Genomic DNA, 19,196 nt, shown 5'->3' on the forward strand with positions numbered 1-19,196 from the left:
AATAATGGGAGTACAAAGATAATTAATTTAAATATTTAAGGGTCAATTATTTATTCTTTTGAAGTTTTATAGACTATTCTGAATGCATTATCTTTGTAAAAAAATTGATTTTGACGAAAATAAATCCTTACAAAAATAGTAACTTAGGCAAAAAAGAACAAGTTGCTAAAATGTTTGACACCATTTCTGGAGAGTATGATGGCTTAAACCGTGTAATATCATTTGGTATTGATATTAAATGGCGAAAAAAAGTTGTTGAAATAGTCAAAGCTAGCAATCCTAAAAATGTCCTTGATATTGCAACCGGAACCGGTGATTTAGCAATTAACCTAGCAGAAACTAGTGCCGAAAAAATTATAGGCTTAGACATTAGTAGCGGAATGCTAGAGGTTGGAAAACAAAAAATTAAAGCCAAGAAATTAGATCAAAAAATTGACATGGTTATTGGTGATTCCGAGAACATGCCTTTTGACGACAATAGTTTTGATGCCATAACAGTAGCATTTGGAGTCCGCAATTTTGAAACTTTAGAAAACGGATTAAAAGACATTTTACGCGTATTAAAACCGGGTGGTGTTTTTGTTATTTTAGAAACATCTGTACCTACTAAGTTTCCTTTTAAACAAGGCTACCAATTTCATTCTAAAGTAATTTTACCTACTGTTGGAAAACTTTTTTCTAAGGACAAAACAGCTTACAAATACTTAAGCGAAAGTGCTAATGCTTTTCCTTACGGAGAAAAGTTGAACAATATTTTACGTAATATTGGGTTTATTAATGTTACAGATATGCCTCAAACATTTGGTGTAGCTACAATTTACAAAGCATCAAAACAATAATGAATACAAGATACACCTACCTGTTACTGTTTACTTTATTATTTACAACAGTGTCTCAAGCACAACTTTTTTCGAAAGAAAAAATTAAAAACCTTGAATCTGTAGACAAAGCTAGAATAAGCTGGGGTTATTACTTAGGATTTAATAATCTAGATTTTAAGTTTGATTACAACAGTAATATTGGAGACATTCAAACAGAACGCACTACGGGTTTTAATGTTGGACTTTTAGGTAACTTACGTATTAATGAGTATTTAGATTTACGTCTAGAGCCAGGTTTAGTAATTGCACAACGTAATTTAATGTATCAAGAAAATTATTTCGCAGATTTTGATGACGAAGTAAATGACTCTGACCTTTTACGTGAGGTAAAATCGACTTATGTCTATTTCCCTTTACTATTAAAAATATCTACAAAGCGTGTCAATAACTTTAAGCCGTTTGTTTTAGCAGGTGTCTCTACAGCGATTAACTTATCTAGTAACGAGAAAAACCCTGACGACAACTCTGCTGGAGATTTTAGAATGGTAAAAAATATGCAGTTTTTTGAAATTGGTTTTGGTATAGATTTTTACTTAGATCGCTTTAAATTTACACCATCAATTAGAGGTGTATTTGCCATGAAAGACGAACTTATTAGAGACAGAGACCCTAATAGTCCTTGGACAGGTAACATTAGTCAAATGCAAACACGTGGCGTTTTTATTAACTTTACAGTGCAGTAACATTTACTACAACATTTCAAGTATTCTGCTAAATATCTGCCTTACGAACAAATAATAACCATACGCTATTGGGATATTTAAAAGCATGAGTATAACACTAGACTTAACACCTTTATTGTCTTCACTTTTCGAGTATTGTAAAATCAACTTACTTAAAAACAAACTATTTACTAGTACAGCCGCAAAAAGATAAATGACACCTAAAAGCATAAAAAGAGTGTTTTCTGTCAGGTAAAAAAACAACAAAATAAGCGACCCAAACAAAAAGGACAGTACAGCAACTAATCTGCTTGTTTTAATAATTCCTGTTTCATCTTTTAATGCTTTCATCAAAAATTTAAGACTATCCTCTTCTAAATTCACTTAATAAAATTGCTCCTGCAGTAGCGACGTTTAAACTTTCGGTTGCTTGAAGCGCTCCAAATCTTGGGATACTGATCTTATCAGTAACACAAACCTCAATAGCTTTGGATATTCCGTTAGCTTCATTTCCTAAAACTAAAACACCTGCTTTAGGCATCTTAGATTTATACACATCTTTACCTTCCATAAAGGCTCCAAACACGGGTAAATCTATTTTCTGTAAATAGGATTCAAGATCCACATAATGTATTGCGACCCTTGTTAAAGACCCCATTGTAGCTTGTACTACTTTTGGATTATAGCAATCCACTGTTTCTAGACTACACACCAATTGATCAACTCCAAACCAATCGCATAATCTAATAATAGTTCCTAAATTACCGGGATCACGTACACTATCTAATGCTAAAATTAAACCATCAGACTGTAAGTTTAAGTCTTCTGGTATTTTAAAAACAGCCAATGCTTTGTTAGGTGTGGTTAAACAACTTATTTTTTTTAAATCGTTTTCAGATATAATAACCTCTTGATCCACATCAAAAGTTTCGGTTGTAAATAAATCTACCAATTTAAAAGTAGAATTTAAAAACTCCTCAATAACCTTTCTGCCTTCAGCAATAAACAAACCGTCTTGTTGTCTATATTTTTTTTGCTTTAAACGCGTTATATTTTTAATTTGATTTTTAGAAATCACAATTTTGAAAATTTTTATAAAGAAAATGAAAAAAATGCAGTTACCATTTGTGTGTTTCTATTTATTTAAAATTTGTTTGTACAATAAATAGTGTATTTTTGAATGTGATGTAAATATTAGGCATCAAAATTGTATTAAACGTTAGAATTAGCAAACATTTCCTTTGAAAAATTTTCAGTTTAAAATAGTCGGTTTATTAGCTTTTACAATGCTACTTAGTGGGTGTGACTCAGTAAAACGCGTTGCAGAAAACCAACACCTTTTAACAAAAAACACGTTAACTATAAACGACAAAAAAGTAACTAACGATACAATATCCAACTTGCTGTATCAAAAACCAAACAGCAGGCTACCTATCCCCTACACAAACATTCCGCTTAAGCTATATTTTTACAATACAGCACGTCCTAATATGGATTCTATATTAAATGAAAAATACTATAGTAATCCCGATAAAATGAAACGTAAATCACGCTTTTTATCTAGAAAACAATTAGATAAAAGAATAGAGTCTAAATCTAATTTTAATAAATGGATCAAACGCAGTGGTGAAGCGCCAGTAATTATTGACACATCATTAACTAGTAAATCAATTACACGCATCCAAAACTATTATAAAGTTAATGGTTGGTTTGATGCTAAAGCAGAATTTAAAGTCAATAAAGGGGATGATAAAAAAGCTACAATAGATTATATTATAGATACAGGAGAAGCTTATATATTAGACACTATTTACTCCAAAATAGGATCTCCGGAAGTAGAAAAAATTTACAACCAACACAAAAACAAAAGCTTAATAAAAACAGGAGAACAATACCGTCTATCTAAAGTTTATAACGAAGAAGATAGAATTGTGGAGTTAATGCGTGATAATGGTGTGTATCATTTTAGTAAAGATTATGTCAAGTTTGAAGCCGACAATAATTTTGGTAATAATAAAATGAATATTGAAACCATTATTGAAGACCGTATTATTAGAGAAGACGAAATTACTAGAACAGAAAAGTTTAAAATCTACAAGGTAAAAGATGTTAATATTTACACCAACAACTCTTTTAAAGACAGAAACTCGACCATAAACGATACTACTATTTTTGACGGTTATAACATCTATAGTATTGGAAAACTTAACTACAAACCAAAAGCATTAACCAACGCTGTGTTTATAACACCAAACACAGTATTTAGGGATAAAAACAGACCTTTAACATCTAGAAAAATTAGTGATTTACGCACCTTTAAATACCCTAACATATCATACGTAGAAAATCAAGACACTACACTAACAGCAAACATCTACTTAACACCATTAAAAAAGTTTGAATTAGAGTTTAGTGCAGAAGCCTTACAAAGTAATATTCAAACCATCGGGTTTTCAGCAAACCCAAGCCTATTAATTAGAAATATATTTAATGCTGCTGAAACATTAGAAATATCGGGTTTTGCATCTATAGGAGCTTCAAAAGACTCCAACAGCTCCACTGACAAGTTTTTTGATATTAACGAGATCGGAGCAAACTTAAAACTAACTATCCCAAGGTTATTTTCACCTTTTAACACAGAAAAAATAATCCCCAAATTCATGTTTCCTAGAACCAGCTTAACAGTTGCAGCCTCTAGTCAAACCAATATAGGGCTAGATAAACAGACCTTTACAGGCTCGTTTAACTACCGTTGGTATCCAAATAAAAAGGTAACCAATAAATTAGATTTATTTAATATTCAATTTGTAAAAAACTTAAATATTGCCAATTATTTTAATGTTTATGAAAACTCATACAACTCTTTAAATACAATTGCCCAAACTAGTGGTTTTATAACCTCATCAGAGAGTTTAAGCATACCTGCTGGTGCAGATAGTTTTCTAAACCTTATTGATAATGGTACTTATAACAGTGTCTTGTCTGAGGACGATTTAGATACAGCTAATGCCATTAGCGAAAGAAAACAAAGACTAACGGAAGACAACCTTATATTCGCAACCAATTTTAGTTACGTTAAAAACAATAGAGACGACTTAACAGACGAAGACTTCTCTATATTTAGGACCCGTGTAGAATTAGCAGGAAACCTATTTTCTGCAACATCAAAAATATTAGGACTAGAAAAAAACGCCAATGGTAAGTACGAGATGTTTAATGTCGCATTCTCACAATACATAAAAACAGAATTAGATTATATTAAACACTGGAGCTTAGGCTACAAAAACGTTTTAGCCATACGCACCTTTTTTGGTATTGCAATACCCTATGGAAACTCCACCAACATCCCCTTCTCTAAAAGTTTCTTTGCCGGAGGAGCAAATGATAACAGAGCTTGGACTGCCTATAGTCTTGGACCAGGAAGTTTAACTACAACTGACGAGTTTAATGAAGCCAATCTAAAAATAGCATTAAGCGCAGAGCAACGCTTCAATTTATTTGGTGCTTTTAATGGTGCTATATTTATTGATGCTGGAAATATCTGGAATGTCCTTGATGACATTAACCAAGAAGATGCTACATTTTCTGGTTTTAAATCTTTAAAAGATATCGCAGTCGGTTCTGGTTTTGGTATCCGTTACGACTTTAGCTTTTTTGTACTGCGTGGTGATATTGGTTTTAAAACATACGACCCATCCTACCCAACAGGTAGCCGATGGTTTAATGACTACAACTTTGGTAACGCTGTTTACAACATCGGAATCAACTATCCTTTCTAATAAAAACAGACCAATTACCGACAACGTTTGCGTGCTTTTTTGACTAAAAATGAATAAAACATATCATTTTTTGTTACTTTTGGTACTATTCAAATTCAACTAAAAAAAAACAAAATGGCTCACAATATCAAACCAGGAGTTGCTACTGGAAAAGAAGTACAAGAAATTTTCAAATTAGCAAAAGAAAAAGGTTTTGCATTACCAGCAGTAAACGTAGTTGGTTCTAATACCATAAACGGTGTTTTAGAAACAGCAGCAGCTTTAAACGCTCCTGTTATTATACAGTTTTCAAATGGAGGTGGTGTATTTAACGCAGGAAAAGGATTAAGTAACGACGGTCAAAAAGCTGCAATTGCAGGAAGTATAGCTGGTGCCAAACACGTACATTTAATGGCAGAAGCTTATGGCGTGCCAGTAATATTACATACGGACCATTGTGCAAAAAAATTATTACCTTGGATAGACGGATTATTGGATGCTAGTGAGCAACATTTTAAAGAAACAGGAAAACCATTATACAGCTCGCACATGATTGATTTAAGTGAAGAACCACTTGAAGAAAACATAGAAATCTGTAAAACATACCTTGCCAGAATGAGCAAAATGGGTATGACTTTAGAAATAGAATTAGGTATTACAGGAGGTGAAGAAGATGGTGTAGATAATAGTGATGTAGACGAGTCTAAATTATACACACAACCAGAAGAAGTAGCGTATGCATATGAAGAGTTAAGCAAAGTAAGCGAACAATTTACAATTGCAGCAGCTTTTGGAAACGTACACGGTGTTTACAAGCCAGGAAACGTAAAACTTACGCCAAAAATATTAAAAAATTCTCAAGAGTTTTTATCTAAAAAATACAACTTACCACATAACCATATCGACTTTGTTTTCCATGGTGGATCAGGATCTACTCTAGAAGAAATCAGAGAAGCAATAGGTTACGGTGTTATAAAAATGAACATTGACACAGACATGCAATATGCATTTATGACTGGAGTTAGAGATTATATGGCAGACAAAACAGACTATTTACAGTCTCAAATAGGTAGCCCAGATGGTCCCGAATCTCCAAACAAAAAATACTACGACCCAAGAAAATGGTTAAGAGAAGGAGAAATTACATTTGTAGAGCGTCTTAAAAAAGCATTCGAAGATTTAAATAACGTCAATACACTATAATTTTATTTTGGCGTTACCCAAGGGTCGGGCTTTCCGTTATATCTTTTTTGAAAAAAGACAAAAAAGGATGCCACTACAATCCCTAACGCGTGCCAACATAATTACATAAAATAAAATTCCGTTTAAACTGATTAACCACAGCACTTAAACGGGATTTTTTTATACCTCAAAAGTAACAACAAACAGATAGCGACTACTATTTTTGAGTTTGATTAATAAAAACAGTAATTTTGTACGCTTGTGTAAAGCAAACTAAAACTAACAAAAGCATAGACTTTTAGAAAACATCTAAAAATCTTAATCCCAAAATAGTAAATCAATATGGCTTGGTTTAAAAGAAAAGAAAAAGGAATAACAACCGAAACCGCAGAGAAAAAAGACATCCCAAAAGGGTTGTGGTATAAATCTCCAACTGGTAAAATAGTAGACTCTAAAGAGCTTGAAAAAAACTTTTACGTAAGCCCAGAAGATGGTTACCACGTAAGAATTGGAAGTAAAGAATACTTTGGAATCCTATTTGACGACAATAAATTTAAAGAGCTAGACGAAAATCTAACCTCTAAAGACCCTTTAAAATTTGAGGATACTAAAAAATATCCAGACCGTTTAAAAGCTGCCGAAGAGAAAACAAACCTTAAAGATGCTGTACGTTGTGCAGTAGGAAAATCTAAAGGAAAAGATTTGGTAATCGCTTGTATGGACTTTGCCTTTATTGGTGGATCAATGGGTAGTGTTGTAGGAGAAAAAATTGCACGAGCTGCAGAATATTCTTTAAAAAAGAAATTGCCTTTAATGATTATTTCTAAATCAGGAGGCGCACGTATGATGGAAGCTGCATTATCTTTAATGCAATTAGCTAAAACATCTGCAAGACTAGGACAATTAGCTGATGCTGGAATCCCTTACATATCATTATGTACAGATCCAACAACAGGTGGTACAACAGCTTCTTTTGCAATGCTAGGTGATATTACAATTGCAGAGCCAGGTGCATTAATAGGATTTGCAGGACCACGTGTAGTGCGTGACACTACAGGACAAGAATTACCAGAAGGTTTTCAAACCTCAGAATTTTTGTTAGAACATGGTTTCTTAGATTTTATTACACATCGTAAAGAACTAAAAAACAAAGTCAATTTATATATAGACCTGATTACAAATCAGCCTCTAAGAGCATAAAATAAAAAAAACCTTACTTTTCAGTAAGGTTTTTTTTATGTCAATTAGCATCTCTAATCTCCTTATCTAAATGATCCAGAAAAAGGATACCATATAAATGGTCTATCTCATGCTGGAAAATTACAGCAGTAAAATCTGTAATTGTTTCTACAACATGCTTGGCTTCCATAGTATCATACTCAATAGTAATTGATTTAGACCTAGAATTTAAAACCTCAGCGCGATCTGGTATAGACAAACAACCCTCACGTCGTGTCTGCTTAATATCAGAATAGTTAGTAATTATAGGGTTTAAATAAACTTCAAAAGGCGCCTCGTCTTTATCAAAACGTTGTACCCAAATAATGTTTTTAAGTATCCCAACTTGTGGTGCAGCAATACCAACACCCATAGACATACTATCTCTAACTGTAGCAAAAAGGCGGTCTGTAAATTGTTTCAAAACAAGATCGTTAACATCCGGTTTAACATAAGCACTTTTAGAACGCAATAAAATAGAGTCTTGTGTATTATTTATTTTAAACACACGCATCGGCTCTAAAGCCTTACCATTCATTATCATACCTACTTGCTTACTTGAAAAGTTTTTAGTTACTTTGGTTTTACTAGTACCACAGCTAGTTCCTAGTAGTAATATGACTATAAGATTAATACAATTTTTCATTTTAAAAAATAGAGTTTACAATTTTCACTAATTTACACCTTTTATATAGTAAGCGGATTGTTTGTTATTTAATAAAAATAACTATATTTGCACCTCGAAAGATAAACTTTCGTATACATAACAATCATTTACAATAATATTAGAATGTACATCACAAAAGAAGCAAAAGCAGAGATTTTTGCAAAACACGGTAAAGACGCTAAAGATACTGGATCTGCAGAAGGTCAAATAGCATTATTCACAGCTAGAATTTCACACTTAACTGAGCACTTAAAACAAAATCGTAAAGATTATAACACAGAGCGTTCTTTAGTAATGTTAGTAGGTAAAAGAAGAAGCTTACTTGATTACTTAATTAAGAAAGATGTCTTAAGATATCGTGCAATAGTAAAAGAATTAGGATTAAGAAAATAATCTCAATACAAAGACCACGCTTTTTAGCGTGGTTTTTTGATATAAAACAACTCGATTACAACGAGTTAATTAATAAGAAGCTAGGTCTAAATAAACTTTAGGTCTATCGGTTTTTCATTGGTCATTACAACTACTACTACACTACCACAACACAACGACCATTGTTTAATTAGAATTAAAAAATTTATGATTCCAAAAGTATTTAAAGAGGTCATTGACCTTGGTGATGGAAGAGAAATCTCTATCGAAACAGGAAAACTGGCTAAACAAGCGCACGGTAGCGTTGTTGTACAGTCAGGAAAATGTATGATGTTATGTACGGTTGTTTCAAACTACAAACAATCTCCAGTAGACTTTTTACCATTAACGGTAGATTACCGTGAAAAGTTTGCAGCAGCAGGTCGTTACCCAGGTGGTTTCTTCAAAAGAGAAGCAAGACCTAGTGATGGTGAGGTATTAACTATGCGTTTAGTGGATCGTGTTTTACGTCCATTATTCCCAAAGGATTACCACTCTGAAGTACAGGTAATGATCCAATTAATGTCTCACGACGAAAACGTTATGCCAGACGCAATGGCTGGTTTAGCAGCATCTGCAGCTATCCAGTTATCAGATTTCCCGTTTGAATGCCCAATCTCTGAAGCAAGAGTTGGACGTATCAACGGAGAATTTGTAATCAACCCAACAAGAGCACAATTAGCAGAATCTGATATCGATATGATGATTGGAGCTTCAGCTGATTCTGTAATGATGGTTGAAGGTGAAATGGATGAAATTTCTGAAGAAGAAATGGCAGATGCAATTAAATTTGCCCATGAAGCTATTAAAGTACAATGTGCTGCTCAAGTAAAATTAGCAGAAGCTTTTGGTAAAAAAGAAACACGTGAGTACGAAGGAGAAAGAGAAGATGAAGCTTTAGAGAAGAAAGTTTACGATATGGCATACGATAAAGTATATGCTATAGCTAAAGCTGGATCTGCTAAACATGAAAGAACAGCTGCATTTGCTGAAATTAAAGACGGAATTAAAGCTACTTTTTCTGAAGAAGAATTAGCAGATTTCGGAGATTTAGTTTCAAAATATTATAGCAAAGCAGAGAAATCTGCAATTAGAAACTTAACTTTAGATGAAGGTTTACGTTTAGATGGTCGTAAGACTGACGAGATTAGACCAATCTGGTGTGAGGTAGATTACTTACCATCTACACACGGATCGTCAATTTTCTCTCGTGGAGAAACTCAAGCATTAGCGACAGTTACTTTAGGAACATCAAGAGACGCAAACAAAATAGATATGCCATCTTACGAAGGTGAGGAGAATTTCTATTTACACTATAACTTCCCTCCTTTTTGTACTGGTGAAGCTAGACCACTAAGAGGAACTTCAAGAAGAGAAGTTGGTCACGGTAACTTAGCACAACGTGGTTTAAAAGGAATGATTCCTGCAGATTGCCCTTACACAGTAAGAGTTGTATCTGAAGTATTAGAATCTAACGGTTCATCTTCTATGGCAACTGTATGTGCAGGTACTATGGCATTAATGGACGCTGGTGTGCAAATGACAAGACCTGTTTCTGGTATTGCAATGGGATTAATTTCTGATGCAGAATCTGGAAAATACGCTGTTTTATCTGATATTTTAGGAGATGAAGATCACTTAGGTGATATGGATTTTAAAGTAACTGGTACTTCAGAAGGTATTACTGCTTGTCAAATGGATATTAAAGTAAAAGGATTATCATATGAGATTTTAGTGAATGCACTAAAACAAGCTCGTGACGGTCGTTTACATATCTTAGGCAAATTAACGGATACTATCCAAGCACCTAATGCTGATGTTAAGGAACATGCTCCTACAATGGTTACAAGACGTGTACCAAACGAATTTATTGGTGCGTTAATTGGACCTGGAGGAAAAGTAATCCAAGAAATGCAAAAAGAAACTGAGACAACTATCGTTATTAACGAAGATCCAGTAACTGAAGAAGGTATCGTAGAAATATTAGGAGTTGGTAAAAAAGGTATTGATGCTGTTATGGCAAAAATTGATGCTATTTTATTCAAACCTACCGTTGGAAGCGTATACGAAGTAAAAGTGATCAAAATGTTAGATTTTGGAGCTGTTGTTGAGTATATGGATGCACCAGGAAACGAAGTGTTATTGCACGTAAGTGAATTAGCATGGGAACGTACAGAAAATGTTTCTGACGTTGTAAATATGGGTGACGTTTTTGATGTGAAGTATTTCGGACTTGATCCAAGAACTCGTAAAGAAAAAGTATCTAGAAAAGCAATCTTACCTAAACCAGAAGGTTATGTAGCAAGACCACCAAGAGATGACAAACGTTCTGGTGGACGTGATAATAGAGGTTCTCGTGACAACAGAGGTCGTGATGACAGAAAACCAAGAGAAGAGAAAAAAGAGTAATTCTTTTTAAACTTTATATATTAAGAAAGCCCAACAGTTATGTTGGGCTTTTTTTATGCAGTTGTTTTAACTAATCATTTTTATTTACACATGACTTTCAAATTATAAAATTTTCTTAAAAGCGACCAACAAAACATCCAAACCTTGATATATAGCGTAACTCTAGTAGTTTTTAATTTATAAAATCCCTAAAAATTTATGGCTACTAAAATTACCAACCTTACCAAAAAAAAAACACTAAACCCAAGATTAAGCAATCGCATTAATGGCTTCTTTCATAGTAAAGGAATTACAGGAAGCCCACAAAATAGATTAGTCTTATTAAGCACCTTCTTATTTATAGCTTTAGGCGTCTATTTTTTCTATGTATTTCATAACGACTTCGAAGCTTTTAACAACACGCAACTAAACACAACATTAGGGTTTACTTTTATAATAGCAGCCACTAGCCTATTTGCATACAAAATTCTGTTTTTTATATTCACTGGATACAACTACTTTAAGTACAAACCAATCACGTCTGTTACAGATAAAGAGTTACCAACCGTAACGGTTATAGTACCTGCTTACAACGAAGGAAAACAAGTTTGGGATACACTAATGAGTTTAGCAAAAAGTGATTATCCAGAACACAAATTACAATTACTAGCTATAGACGATGGAAGTTTAGACGACACCTGGACATGGATACTAGATGCTAAACAAAAACTAGGAGATCGTTTAGAAATTTTTAAACAACCTAAAAATCAAGGCAAGCGTCAAGCATTATATCGCGGGTTTAATCTTGGAACAGGAGATATCTTTGTTACTGTAGATAGCGACTCAATAGTTACGCCTGATACTTTAAGAAATTTAGTGAGTCCTTTTATAAAAGATGACAAATGTGGTGCTGTAGCAGGTAATATTAGAGTATTAAATAATAAAAATGAAATGCTTCCAAAAATGTTGGATGTTAGTTTTGTAATGAGTTTTGAGTTTGTAAGATCTGCAGAGAGTAATTTAAACTCAGTATTATGCACTCCCGGAGCATTAGCTGCATACAGACGTCAGGCGGTATTTAACTGTTTGCCGGAATGGATCAATCAAAAATTTATGGGACAACCTTCAGACATTGGAGAAGATCGCGCCTTAACAAACATGATACTAAAACAAGGCGAACATGTGCTATTTCAAAGTAATGCAGTAGCTTATACAAATGTCCCTGAAGAATATTTAGGGTTATATAAAATGTTTATCCGTTGGGGACGAAGCAATGTTAGAGAGAGTTTAGAAATGGCTAAATATGTATTTACAAATTTTAGAGAAGGAAATAAAACAGGTACGCGATTATTGTTTTTTAGCCAGTTTTCAAAATTAGTAATGAGCTATCCTATGGTTTTATTTATGTTGTTTTTTGTCTTAGTACATCCGCTTTTATTTATTGGTTCTACTCTGGTAAGCATTTTAATACTATCTACTTTTTCATTATTATTTTTTACTAATCAACATAAAACTTACCAAGGTTTTTGGGCATACTCGTATAGCATCTTATATACCTTTGGATTATTCTGGATTACACCTTACGCCATAGCCACAGCTAGCAGAAGCGGTTGGCTAACGCGTGATTTAGTTAATGAAAAATAAATGTTTTATATATAAAAAAACGGATTAATTACAGGCGTGTCATTTATTTATAAAAATCAACAACACCTTATATTTAATCCGTTTTAAATTTAAAAAATCTAATTAGAACAAAACTAATCTTCTAAATAATCAATTTCAAAATGTCTAGTTTCAATTTTATTAGCTTCAAATTTTTGCTTTAAATTTTTTGATATTCTTATAAAATATTTACCATCAGATTTGTCATAATCATTATCAATTATTTTTTGCCCATATGCTGCGCATTTATCTGGCTGATCTAAATAATAATATATTTTAGCAAGATTAAAATAACTTGCATACCTTACTTTTCTCATTTTCTTTTTCTTCCCTTGGTAGTTATCTACGACATTTTCAAAATAAAGAATAATAGGTTCTAACTCTTTTTCCAATTCACCAATTGGCTCATCATACTCCATATTATCAATAATTTCTTTCAGTTTGTCAAAATTCTCATGATGTTTAGCAAATTCAGGATGCTTTTTAGAACCTAGAATCCAGAAAAAATCGTACTTATTAATGTAAGGAACAAACCCAAAAGTCGCATTCAAATAGCCTTTAGCCTTACTTATAATAGTGCTTTTATGCGCACTGTTATATTTACTTCTCAGGTTATTCTTATTATTATTATAATAATCACTTGCCTGTTTGTAAGTTGTATAATCTTTACTTTCAAAAACCTCTTTTTCAGAGTAATTCTTAGTTTTAGCAGCTCCGGATATAATATTATTAACCATCATTGTTCCTGTAGATGTATAATTGGCGGTTACATTGTAGGTATAAGTAGTAGAGGTTACGTTTCCTTCTTTATCCTTTTTTTCATGTTTTTCTTTATTTACGTTTACATCTTCCACCTGGGTACCGTGATAGGCAAAATCAATATCTAAGGTTCCTCCTTCAGATTCTCTTTTATATCCTGATATAGTCAGGCCAGAGACATTTGAAGAATACGTTCGATTTTCCTTTTCCAAAACAGGATTAGAAGGCAAACTAACATAAGAGACATTAACTTTTTCTCTATCTAAATTAGTGCTTTGAGACAAAGACAATGTTGTAAATAAAAATAATAATGGTACTAAAAAATGGGATTTCATATTAAACATTTTAATTAAAATTGGTTGAAAATTGGTTGGAAATTATTTTAGGATGCTCAATATAAGAGAAGTATTTCAATAAAAAGAAATCCTAACATTAAAAAAAAATCTTTAATCAACGCAACCTTTTTAAAATATAGAGACTATAGGTAAACCTCTAAACCATTACTAATGAAAAACGCTATTAAACTATTATCGGTATTTATACTATTACTTTCTTTCTTGTCCTGCGAAAACGAACCTATTGGAGGACTAAATATTAATGCAGAAGAAGTAATTGCGGTACACTCGGAGTTATACAACAATCTAGCTAGAATGACAGATGATCCAGAAGAAGAATTACCTGTAACCTGTGTAGAATTTAACTACCCTATAACCATGTATGCATTTGATGCTGATCTCCAATTATTAACCACTACATTAATACAAAACGACGCCTTATTCTTAACCTACTTAAATAACTTAGAAGACGACTATTCTATAAGTATTAGTTACCCAATAACTACACAACTAGAAGATGGCACCACATTTACCATTAATAACAATCAAGAATTAAAAGAAAATATAGAATCTTGTATTGAAGAGGTAGAGGCAATTGAAGCTGAAGCCTGTCTGTTTTTAATAAACAATTGTGTATGGAAAGTGGGTTACACTAGAGATATGGACAACACCTATCTAGGTGCCGTATTTAATGAAGACAATGGATCTACAGCTTTTACACATGATGATCAATTACTTTTTGGATCTTGGTCTACATTATTTATTGAAGGAGAAATGCATATAAATATCAGTCTAAACAACAGTGGTATTATTGGAGATTATTTTAACTATGATTGGAAAGTAGACTACCTTGATAGCAACTCCATAAAACTAACACATGAAGAAAAATCATTTGTTATACATCAATACTGTGATGATGATTATGCTCAATGTACAAATTTCGCGTTTGAAGAGTGCGAATTAGATGCTACTCCGGGCGTTGCCGAATTCATATTTGATAACTATGCGTTTTGTATTACAAACATACTTCAAATAGACAGCGCAACAACAAACCTTATTTATTTTGAAACAGAAGAAGATGCAGAAAACAACACAAATCCAATACTATCGGACCAAGTTTACCTAAATACATCACAATTTCAAAATGTATATATTCGTGTTGAAAACCTAACGGATGACACCTATTATACTATTAGTATATTAATCATAGCACAACCTTGTTAATCAATTAATCAACTGTTTATTTAAACCACAGTATTTGGAGCTAGAACAACTTATAAAAGCTTGCCGAAAAAATAACCTAAAGGCACAAGGTGATTTATATCAAAAATATAAAGACACCTTGTACATACTGTGCCTTAAATACTCAAAAAACAGTGATGAAGCACAAGACAACCTGCATGATTCCTTTATAGAAATTTTTAATAGCATAAAAAAATATAAAGGTAAAGGGTCTTTCGAAGGATGGATTAAAAGGATCACCATCAATCAAGCTATTAATAAATATAAAAAAGAAAGACCCTTTAATATTGAAATCAACAACGACATACTTGAAGATACAACGGTTACTGAAGACGATTTAGACATTAAATTAGATAGCATCTTGACTTGTATTCAAGAGTTACCAGACCAATACCGTTTAGTTTTTAACCTATACCAATTAGACAACTATTCGCATAAAGAAATAGCTAACCTATTAAATATTTCAGAAAGTACTTCTAAATCTAATTTACATAGAGCAAAAGCAATCTTAAAAGAAAAAATTACTAAATTAAATCCTAGCAAACCTAAATTATACTATGGAAGTTAACAAAGACATAGGTGATGGAATTAAACACCGACTGAAAGACCTGCACAAGGCTCCAGACGTTATGGTTTGGACTAAAATCGAAGCTGATTTAAAAAAGAAAAAGAAAAGACGCTTTCTATTTTTCTTACTTCCTACTATTGGCCTATCCTTAATACTGTTATTAATATTTAAAATAAAGACAGACAAAAAAGAAGCAACGATAAAGACGGATGCGATATCTAATACTTCAATAAATAAGGTTAAAAACACAACAACAATAAGTACAAAAACAAACTTTAGCAAGTCAAATAACAACACCACTAGTTTAGATAGTAATGCTATTGGTAGTATAACAGTTAAGCAAAATAACCAACTAAATAATAACACATCTACTAACAAGTACCAAACAAATAGCAATAGCAAGTTTAAGAACAACACTTCTAAGCCAACTAACACTAGCGGTTATACCATCTTAAATAAAACAAATAACACAACTAAACTTAAGACTACAACTTCAGGTAATACAACAAAAAAACAAAAAATAATTCCTGCAGATAGTTTGATAACAAGCACTATTAAAAAAGACCTCTTAGCATTAAAAAAACAAGCCGATAGTATCTCTAAAAAACAAGTATTAAAACAAAAAAAGGCAGTTAAGACAGATAGTATTAATCAAAAAATAATAAAAAAATGGAGCGTAATGCCTTATGCCTCTTTAGACTATTTTGGCAGTTTAAATCATGCTACAAAAGATAATACGTCTACTAATTATGGAATAAAACTAAGCTATTTAGCCACAGAAGATATTTCATTAAGGATTGGAGTCGCTAAGTTAGATTTAAACTTTACATCAAACGAAGACACATATAATTTTACAGAAGAAATCAGTTATTATGAAATCCCCTTAGAAATCAAACAAAGAATATTAAAAGGAAAAGCTAATACATCAATCATTGCAGGCGTCAGTTATTTAATGCTTGATAAGGCCTCCATATATACGGATGGTATCGAAAATAATCTTCAAATAGAATCTATAGAAAACACAAACATGTCTCTTAATTTAGGTTTAGGTTTTGATACTTTATTACTTAAAAAATTACATTTTGTTTTGGAACCTATGTTTAAGTACCACTTTAAACCTTTAGAAAACAGGTTAGACTCAAAAACCTACACGCTATCCATTCTTGGAGGATTAGAATACAAGTTTTAAATTAGTTAGTCTAAAAAGCCCATCGTATTTTGATGGGCTTTTTTATATTAATTAGAAGGTTGGATATCACCAATTTGTGGGCCATTCCAATTGGTAATTGCTAAAACCAATATACCCACAACTGTTATAATCGGTACAGCTACACCTAAAATAGTAGACAGACTTTTATTGTGTAATCTTACCTGCTTTAAATCGTCCATATTTAAAACAGTCTTACTAACGTTATCTCCTTTTCCTTTTACACCATAAAACTGACCATCCTCAAAAACAACCTTATTAAACTTCAAGGTCTTGTTATCATTTGTTTTAACCTTCACCCTTTTTTGTGATTTAGAAGCTTCCTCTAAAGATACTGTCTCAGAATGATACACTCGGCAACTCTGTAACATGATTAACATCGTTAAACTGATACATACTAATTTAATTGTTTTCATAATTAAAAATTTTATTGGTTACACCTCTAAATTACTTGCAATAATTAACAAGATGTATTAAATAATGCTAAAAATAAGAACATAAACTATTGTATATCACAAGTTTTAACTAAATTCAAGTTATAATTTGTAAAATATGCAAGAACATTTTTTTACCTACCTAAAAAAGAAAAGTGCCAACAACAACTCTTTTGTTGATGAGATAGCGTCCGTTTTAGACATTGGGTATGACGCAGCTTATAGACGTATTAACAACAAAACAAGCCTAAGCCTAGAAGAAGCTGTTATATTGGCTAAACATTACAAAATATCACTTAACAACCTTTACCAGGTTGGTAGTCAAAACACTGTTTTAGTTGAAAAATCACCAATTATATCTAATGAAGCACACTTAGAGTCTTATTTTTCAAAATCCATTGAAAACCTAACTCCGTTAACTAAATTAAAGAGTGCTTCAATTTTATACTCTGCAAAAGATATCCCCTTATTTTACACCTTAAAAGACTCCTTTATAACACGTTATAAAATTTACGTTTGGTTAAAATTAACCAATAAAGAAATGACTAAAAGCAAAATTTCTTTTGATCAATTTATTGATACCATACCAAAATCTTTAATAGAAAAAGCCATACAACTTGGCGAAACTTATAACTTTATAAACATAACCGAGTTTTGGAATGACAATACAATTAACGGGACCATACAGCAAATAATATACTTCTACGAATCCCAATTATTATCCAAAACATTGGCTTTAAAAATATGTGATGATTTAGAAGAAATTATTAATCATATTGAAGAACAAACCATACAACAGAGCATCATTAATTCAAAAAACAATGCGTCTTACCATTTATATAAAAGTGATTTATTAACAATGAGTAATATTATCATGGTAAAAACCAAACATAGAAAAACATTTTTTGTTCCGTATACTGTGCTAGAGTATTTAAAAATAGAGCATCAAGACACCTGTAACATTATGGATGATTTTTTTAATAGACAAATGACAAACTCTAAGTTATTAGTACATTCTGGAGAAAAAGACCGCACCTTGTTTTTTAATAAAATGCATCAAAAAATCAATAAATTAAAAGAAAGAATTCTAATTGATGTAAATTTTCAATTTGATTAAAAACTATATCGTATCCGAGGGATTAAACTAATTCCTCCAATATTTTCCTGAAGAGCACCTTCTATTTTATAAGGCGAATAATTTAAACCCAAACTAAAGGTTAGCTCCTCATTACTTCTAAATTTTTTGACAAAATCTAAAGCTGGAGCCATTAAAAAAGCAGTCACGACTTCATATTTTTCGCTATCTTGATTGTCTCCAGTATAAAAAGGATTTCTAGCATCTGTTTTAATTACTGAGGCCCCAACACCTAAACTAAGATGTAATTGCGAATTTACATTTTGACTTAGATTTTTCTTAAATCTAAGCATCGGATTAAACATAAAAGAGGCTTTTGCTTGTATAGTATCCGTGGTTCTGACAAATAAAAAAGATTGTTTTTGATCTGGAATTACAAATTGTAACGCTAACTCTAAAGATTTTGTTTTGGTTACCGGAAAATCTAAACTTAGTTCCAACACAGGTGATGGACCAAAATAATCTTGTAATTTACCTTGAGGCAATAACACACCTCCTCCTATTTTAAACGTCACGGTTTTAAAATACGCTTTATAATAATCGTGATATTGATTACTATTGGTCACATAAAGTGTATCGTTTTGTGCTTTACTAATTTGAACACTTATTAGTAATACTATGGTTAACAATAAATTTTTCATGAGTGTTGTTTTTTAAATTCAAGTCAAATTTATTGCTATAAACGCA

General features: G+C 32.0%; 18 protein-coding genes. 12 read left to right on the forward strand and 6 right to left on the reverse strand.

Annotated elements, in window-relative coordinates; all coding sequences use genetic code 11:
* The first annotated feature begins 107 nt into the window (after nt 1-107).
* Nucleotides 108-839, forward strand: coding sequence for a bifunctional demethylmenaquinone methyltransferase/2-methoxy-6-polyprenyl-1,4-benzoquinol methylase UbiE (gene ubiE / locus CXF54_RS14430; protein ID WP_198551083.1), 732 nt, complete (start codon nt 108-110; stop codon nt 837-839).
* Nucleotides 839-1,564, forward strand: a complete 726-nt coding sequence (locus CXF54_RS14435; RefSeq protein WP_090837861.1) for a porin family protein — start codon at nt 839-841, stop codon at nt 1,562-1,564. Before ubiE ends, CXF54_RS14435 begins: the two co-directional genes overlap by 1 nt.
* A 6-nt stretch (nt 1,565-1,570) precedes the next feature.
* Here the strand turns inward: CXF54_RS14435 and CXF54_RS14440 are convergent, their stop codons facing one another.
* Entirely contained in the window at nt 1,571-1,894 is a 324-nt protein-coding gene (locus CXF54_RS14440) for a hypothetical protein (protein ID WP_157823475.1), read from the reverse strand.
* 13 nt (nt 1,895-1,907) lie between these two features.
* Entirely contained in the window at nt 1,908-2,621 is a 714-nt protein-coding gene (locus tag CXF54_RS14445; RefSeq protein ID WP_101204049.1) for a TrmH family RNA methyltransferase, read from the reverse strand.
* 163 nt (nt 2,622-2,784) lie between these two features.
* Between CXF54_RS14445 and CXF54_RS14450 the strand changes: the two genes are divergently transcribed.
* From CXF54_RS14450 to accD, 3 genes are all read left to right on the forward strand, one after another.
* The gene (locus tag CXF54_RS14450; protein ID WP_317044451.1) at nt 2,785-5,322 is read left to right on the forward strand and encodes a BamA/TamA family outer membrane protein; all 2,538 of its coding nucleotides are present in this window, start codon (nt 2,785-2,787) and stop codon (nt 5,320-5,322) included.
* A gap of 114 nt (nt 5,323-5,436) precedes the next feature.
* Nucleotides 5,437-6,504 carry a class II fructose-bisphosphate aldolase gene (fbaA, locus tag CXF54_RS14455; protein WP_101204051.1) on the forward strand — a complete coding sequence of 356 codons (1,068 nt, stop codon included), beginning with the start codon at nt 5,437-5,439 and terminating at the stop codon, nt 6,502-6,504.
* Between the two features lie 321 nt (nt 6,505-6,825).
* Nucleotides 6,826-7,683 carry an acetyl-CoA carboxylase, carboxyltransferase subunit beta gene (gene accD, locus CXF54_RS14460; protein ID WP_101016852.1) on the forward strand — a complete coding sequence of 286 codons (858 nt, stop codon included), beginning with the start codon at nt 6,826-6,828 and terminating at the stop codon, nt 7,681-7,683.
* Between the two features lie 40 nt (nt 7,684-7,723).
* Here the strand turns inward: accD and def are convergent, their stop codons facing one another.
* A complete protein-coding gene (gene def, locus CXF54_RS14465) occupies nt 7,724-8,347 on the reverse strand; it encodes a peptide deformylase (protein WP_101204052.1) in 624 nt (207 codons plus the stop codon).
* Nucleotides 8,348-8,491: 144 nt separating this feature from the next.
* On the opposite strand from def, the gene rpsO reads away from it, so the two are divergent.
* The 3 genes from rpsO (at nt 8,492) to CXF54_RS14480 (ending at nt 12,811) form a co-directional block, all read left to right on the forward strand.
* Nucleotides 8,492-8,761 (forward strand): 30S ribosomal protein S15, encoded by a 270-nt coding sequence (gene rpsO / locus CXF54_RS14470; RefSeq protein ID WP_090837875.1) that lies wholly within the window; start codon nt 8,492-8,494, stop codon nt 8,759-8,761.
* Nucleotides 8,762-8,947: 186 nt separating this feature from the next.
* Nucleotides 8,948-11,188 (forward strand): polyribonucleotide nucleotidyltransferase, encoded by a 2,241-nt coding sequence (locus CXF54_RS14475; protein WP_101204219.1) that lies wholly within the window; start codon nt 8,948-8,950, stop codon nt 11,186-11,188.
* Nucleotides 11,189-11,386: 198 nt separating this feature from the next.
* Nucleotides 11,387-12,811, forward strand: coding sequence for a glycosyltransferase (locus CXF54_RS14480; protein WP_101204053.1), 1,425 nt, complete (start codon nt 11,387-11,389; stop codon nt 12,809-12,811).
* A gap of 113 nt (nt 12,812-12,924) precedes the next feature.
* Here the strand turns inward: CXF54_RS14480 and CXF54_RS14485 are convergent, their stop codons facing one another.
* On the reverse strand, nt 12,925-13,923 hold the full coding sequence (locus CXF54_RS14485; RefSeq protein WP_101204054.1) for a hypothetical protein: 999 nt from the start codon (nt 13,921-13,923) through the stop codon (nt 12,925-12,927).
* A gap of 171 nt (nt 13,924-14,094) precedes the next feature.
* Between CXF54_RS14485 and CXF54_RS14490 the strand changes: the two genes are divergently transcribed.
* Genes CXF54_RS14490 through CXF54_RS14500 form a run of 3 tightly spaced genes read left to right on the forward strand, consistent with a single transcriptional unit; the run spans nt 14,095 to nt 16,922 of the window.
* Nucleotides 14,095-15,147: a hypothetical protein gene (locus CXF54_RS14490; RefSeq protein WP_101204055.1), complete on the forward strand. Its 1,053-nt coding sequence runs from the start codon at nt 14,095-14,097 to the stop codon at nt 15,145-15,147.
* Between the two features lie 34 nt (nt 15,148-15,181).
* The gene (locus CXF54_RS14495; protein WP_101204056.1) at nt 15,182-15,733 is read left to right on the forward strand and encodes an RNA polymerase sigma factor; all 552 of its coding nucleotides are present in this window, start codon (nt 15,182-15,184) and stop codon (nt 15,731-15,733) included.
* Complete coding sequence (locus CXF54_RS14500) at nt 15,723-16,922, forward strand: hypothetical protein (protein WP_101204057.1); 1,200 nt, start codon at nt 15,723-15,725, stop codon at nt 16,920-16,922. Before CXF54_RS14495 ends, CXF54_RS14500 begins: the two co-directional genes overlap by 11 nt.
* A 47-nt stretch (nt 16,923-16,969) precedes the next feature.
* Here CXF54_RS14500 and CXF54_RS14505 read toward each other — a convergent pair whose 3' ends face one another.
* A complete protein-coding gene (locus tag CXF54_RS14505; protein ID WP_157823476.1) occupies nt 16,970-17,356 on the reverse strand; it encodes a hypothetical protein in 387 nt (128 codons plus the stop codon).
* Between the two features lie 136 nt (nt 17,357-17,492).
* Between CXF54_RS14505 and CXF54_RS14510 the strand changes: the two genes are divergently transcribed.
* Nucleotides 17,493-18,491 carry a hypothetical protein gene (locus CXF54_RS14510; protein WP_090837886.1) on the forward strand — a complete coding sequence of 333 codons (999 nt, stop codon included), beginning with the start codon at nt 17,493-17,495 and terminating at the stop codon, nt 18,489-18,491.
* Here the strand turns inward: CXF54_RS14510 and CXF54_RS14515 are convergent.
* Complete coding sequence (locus CXF54_RS14515; RefSeq protein ID WP_101204059.1) at nt 18,488-19,150, reverse strand: hypothetical protein; 663 nt, start codon at nt 19,148-19,150, stop codon at nt 18,488-18,490. The genes CXF54_RS14510 and CXF54_RS14515 overlap by 4 nt on opposite strands.
* Nucleotides 19,151-19,196: the final 46 nt, after the last annotated feature.

Source organism: Olleya sp. 1-3 (genome assembly GCF_002836085.1).
Lineage (GTDB): Bacteria > Bacteroidota > Bacteroidia > Flavobacteriales > Flavobacteriaceae > Olleya > Olleya namhaensis.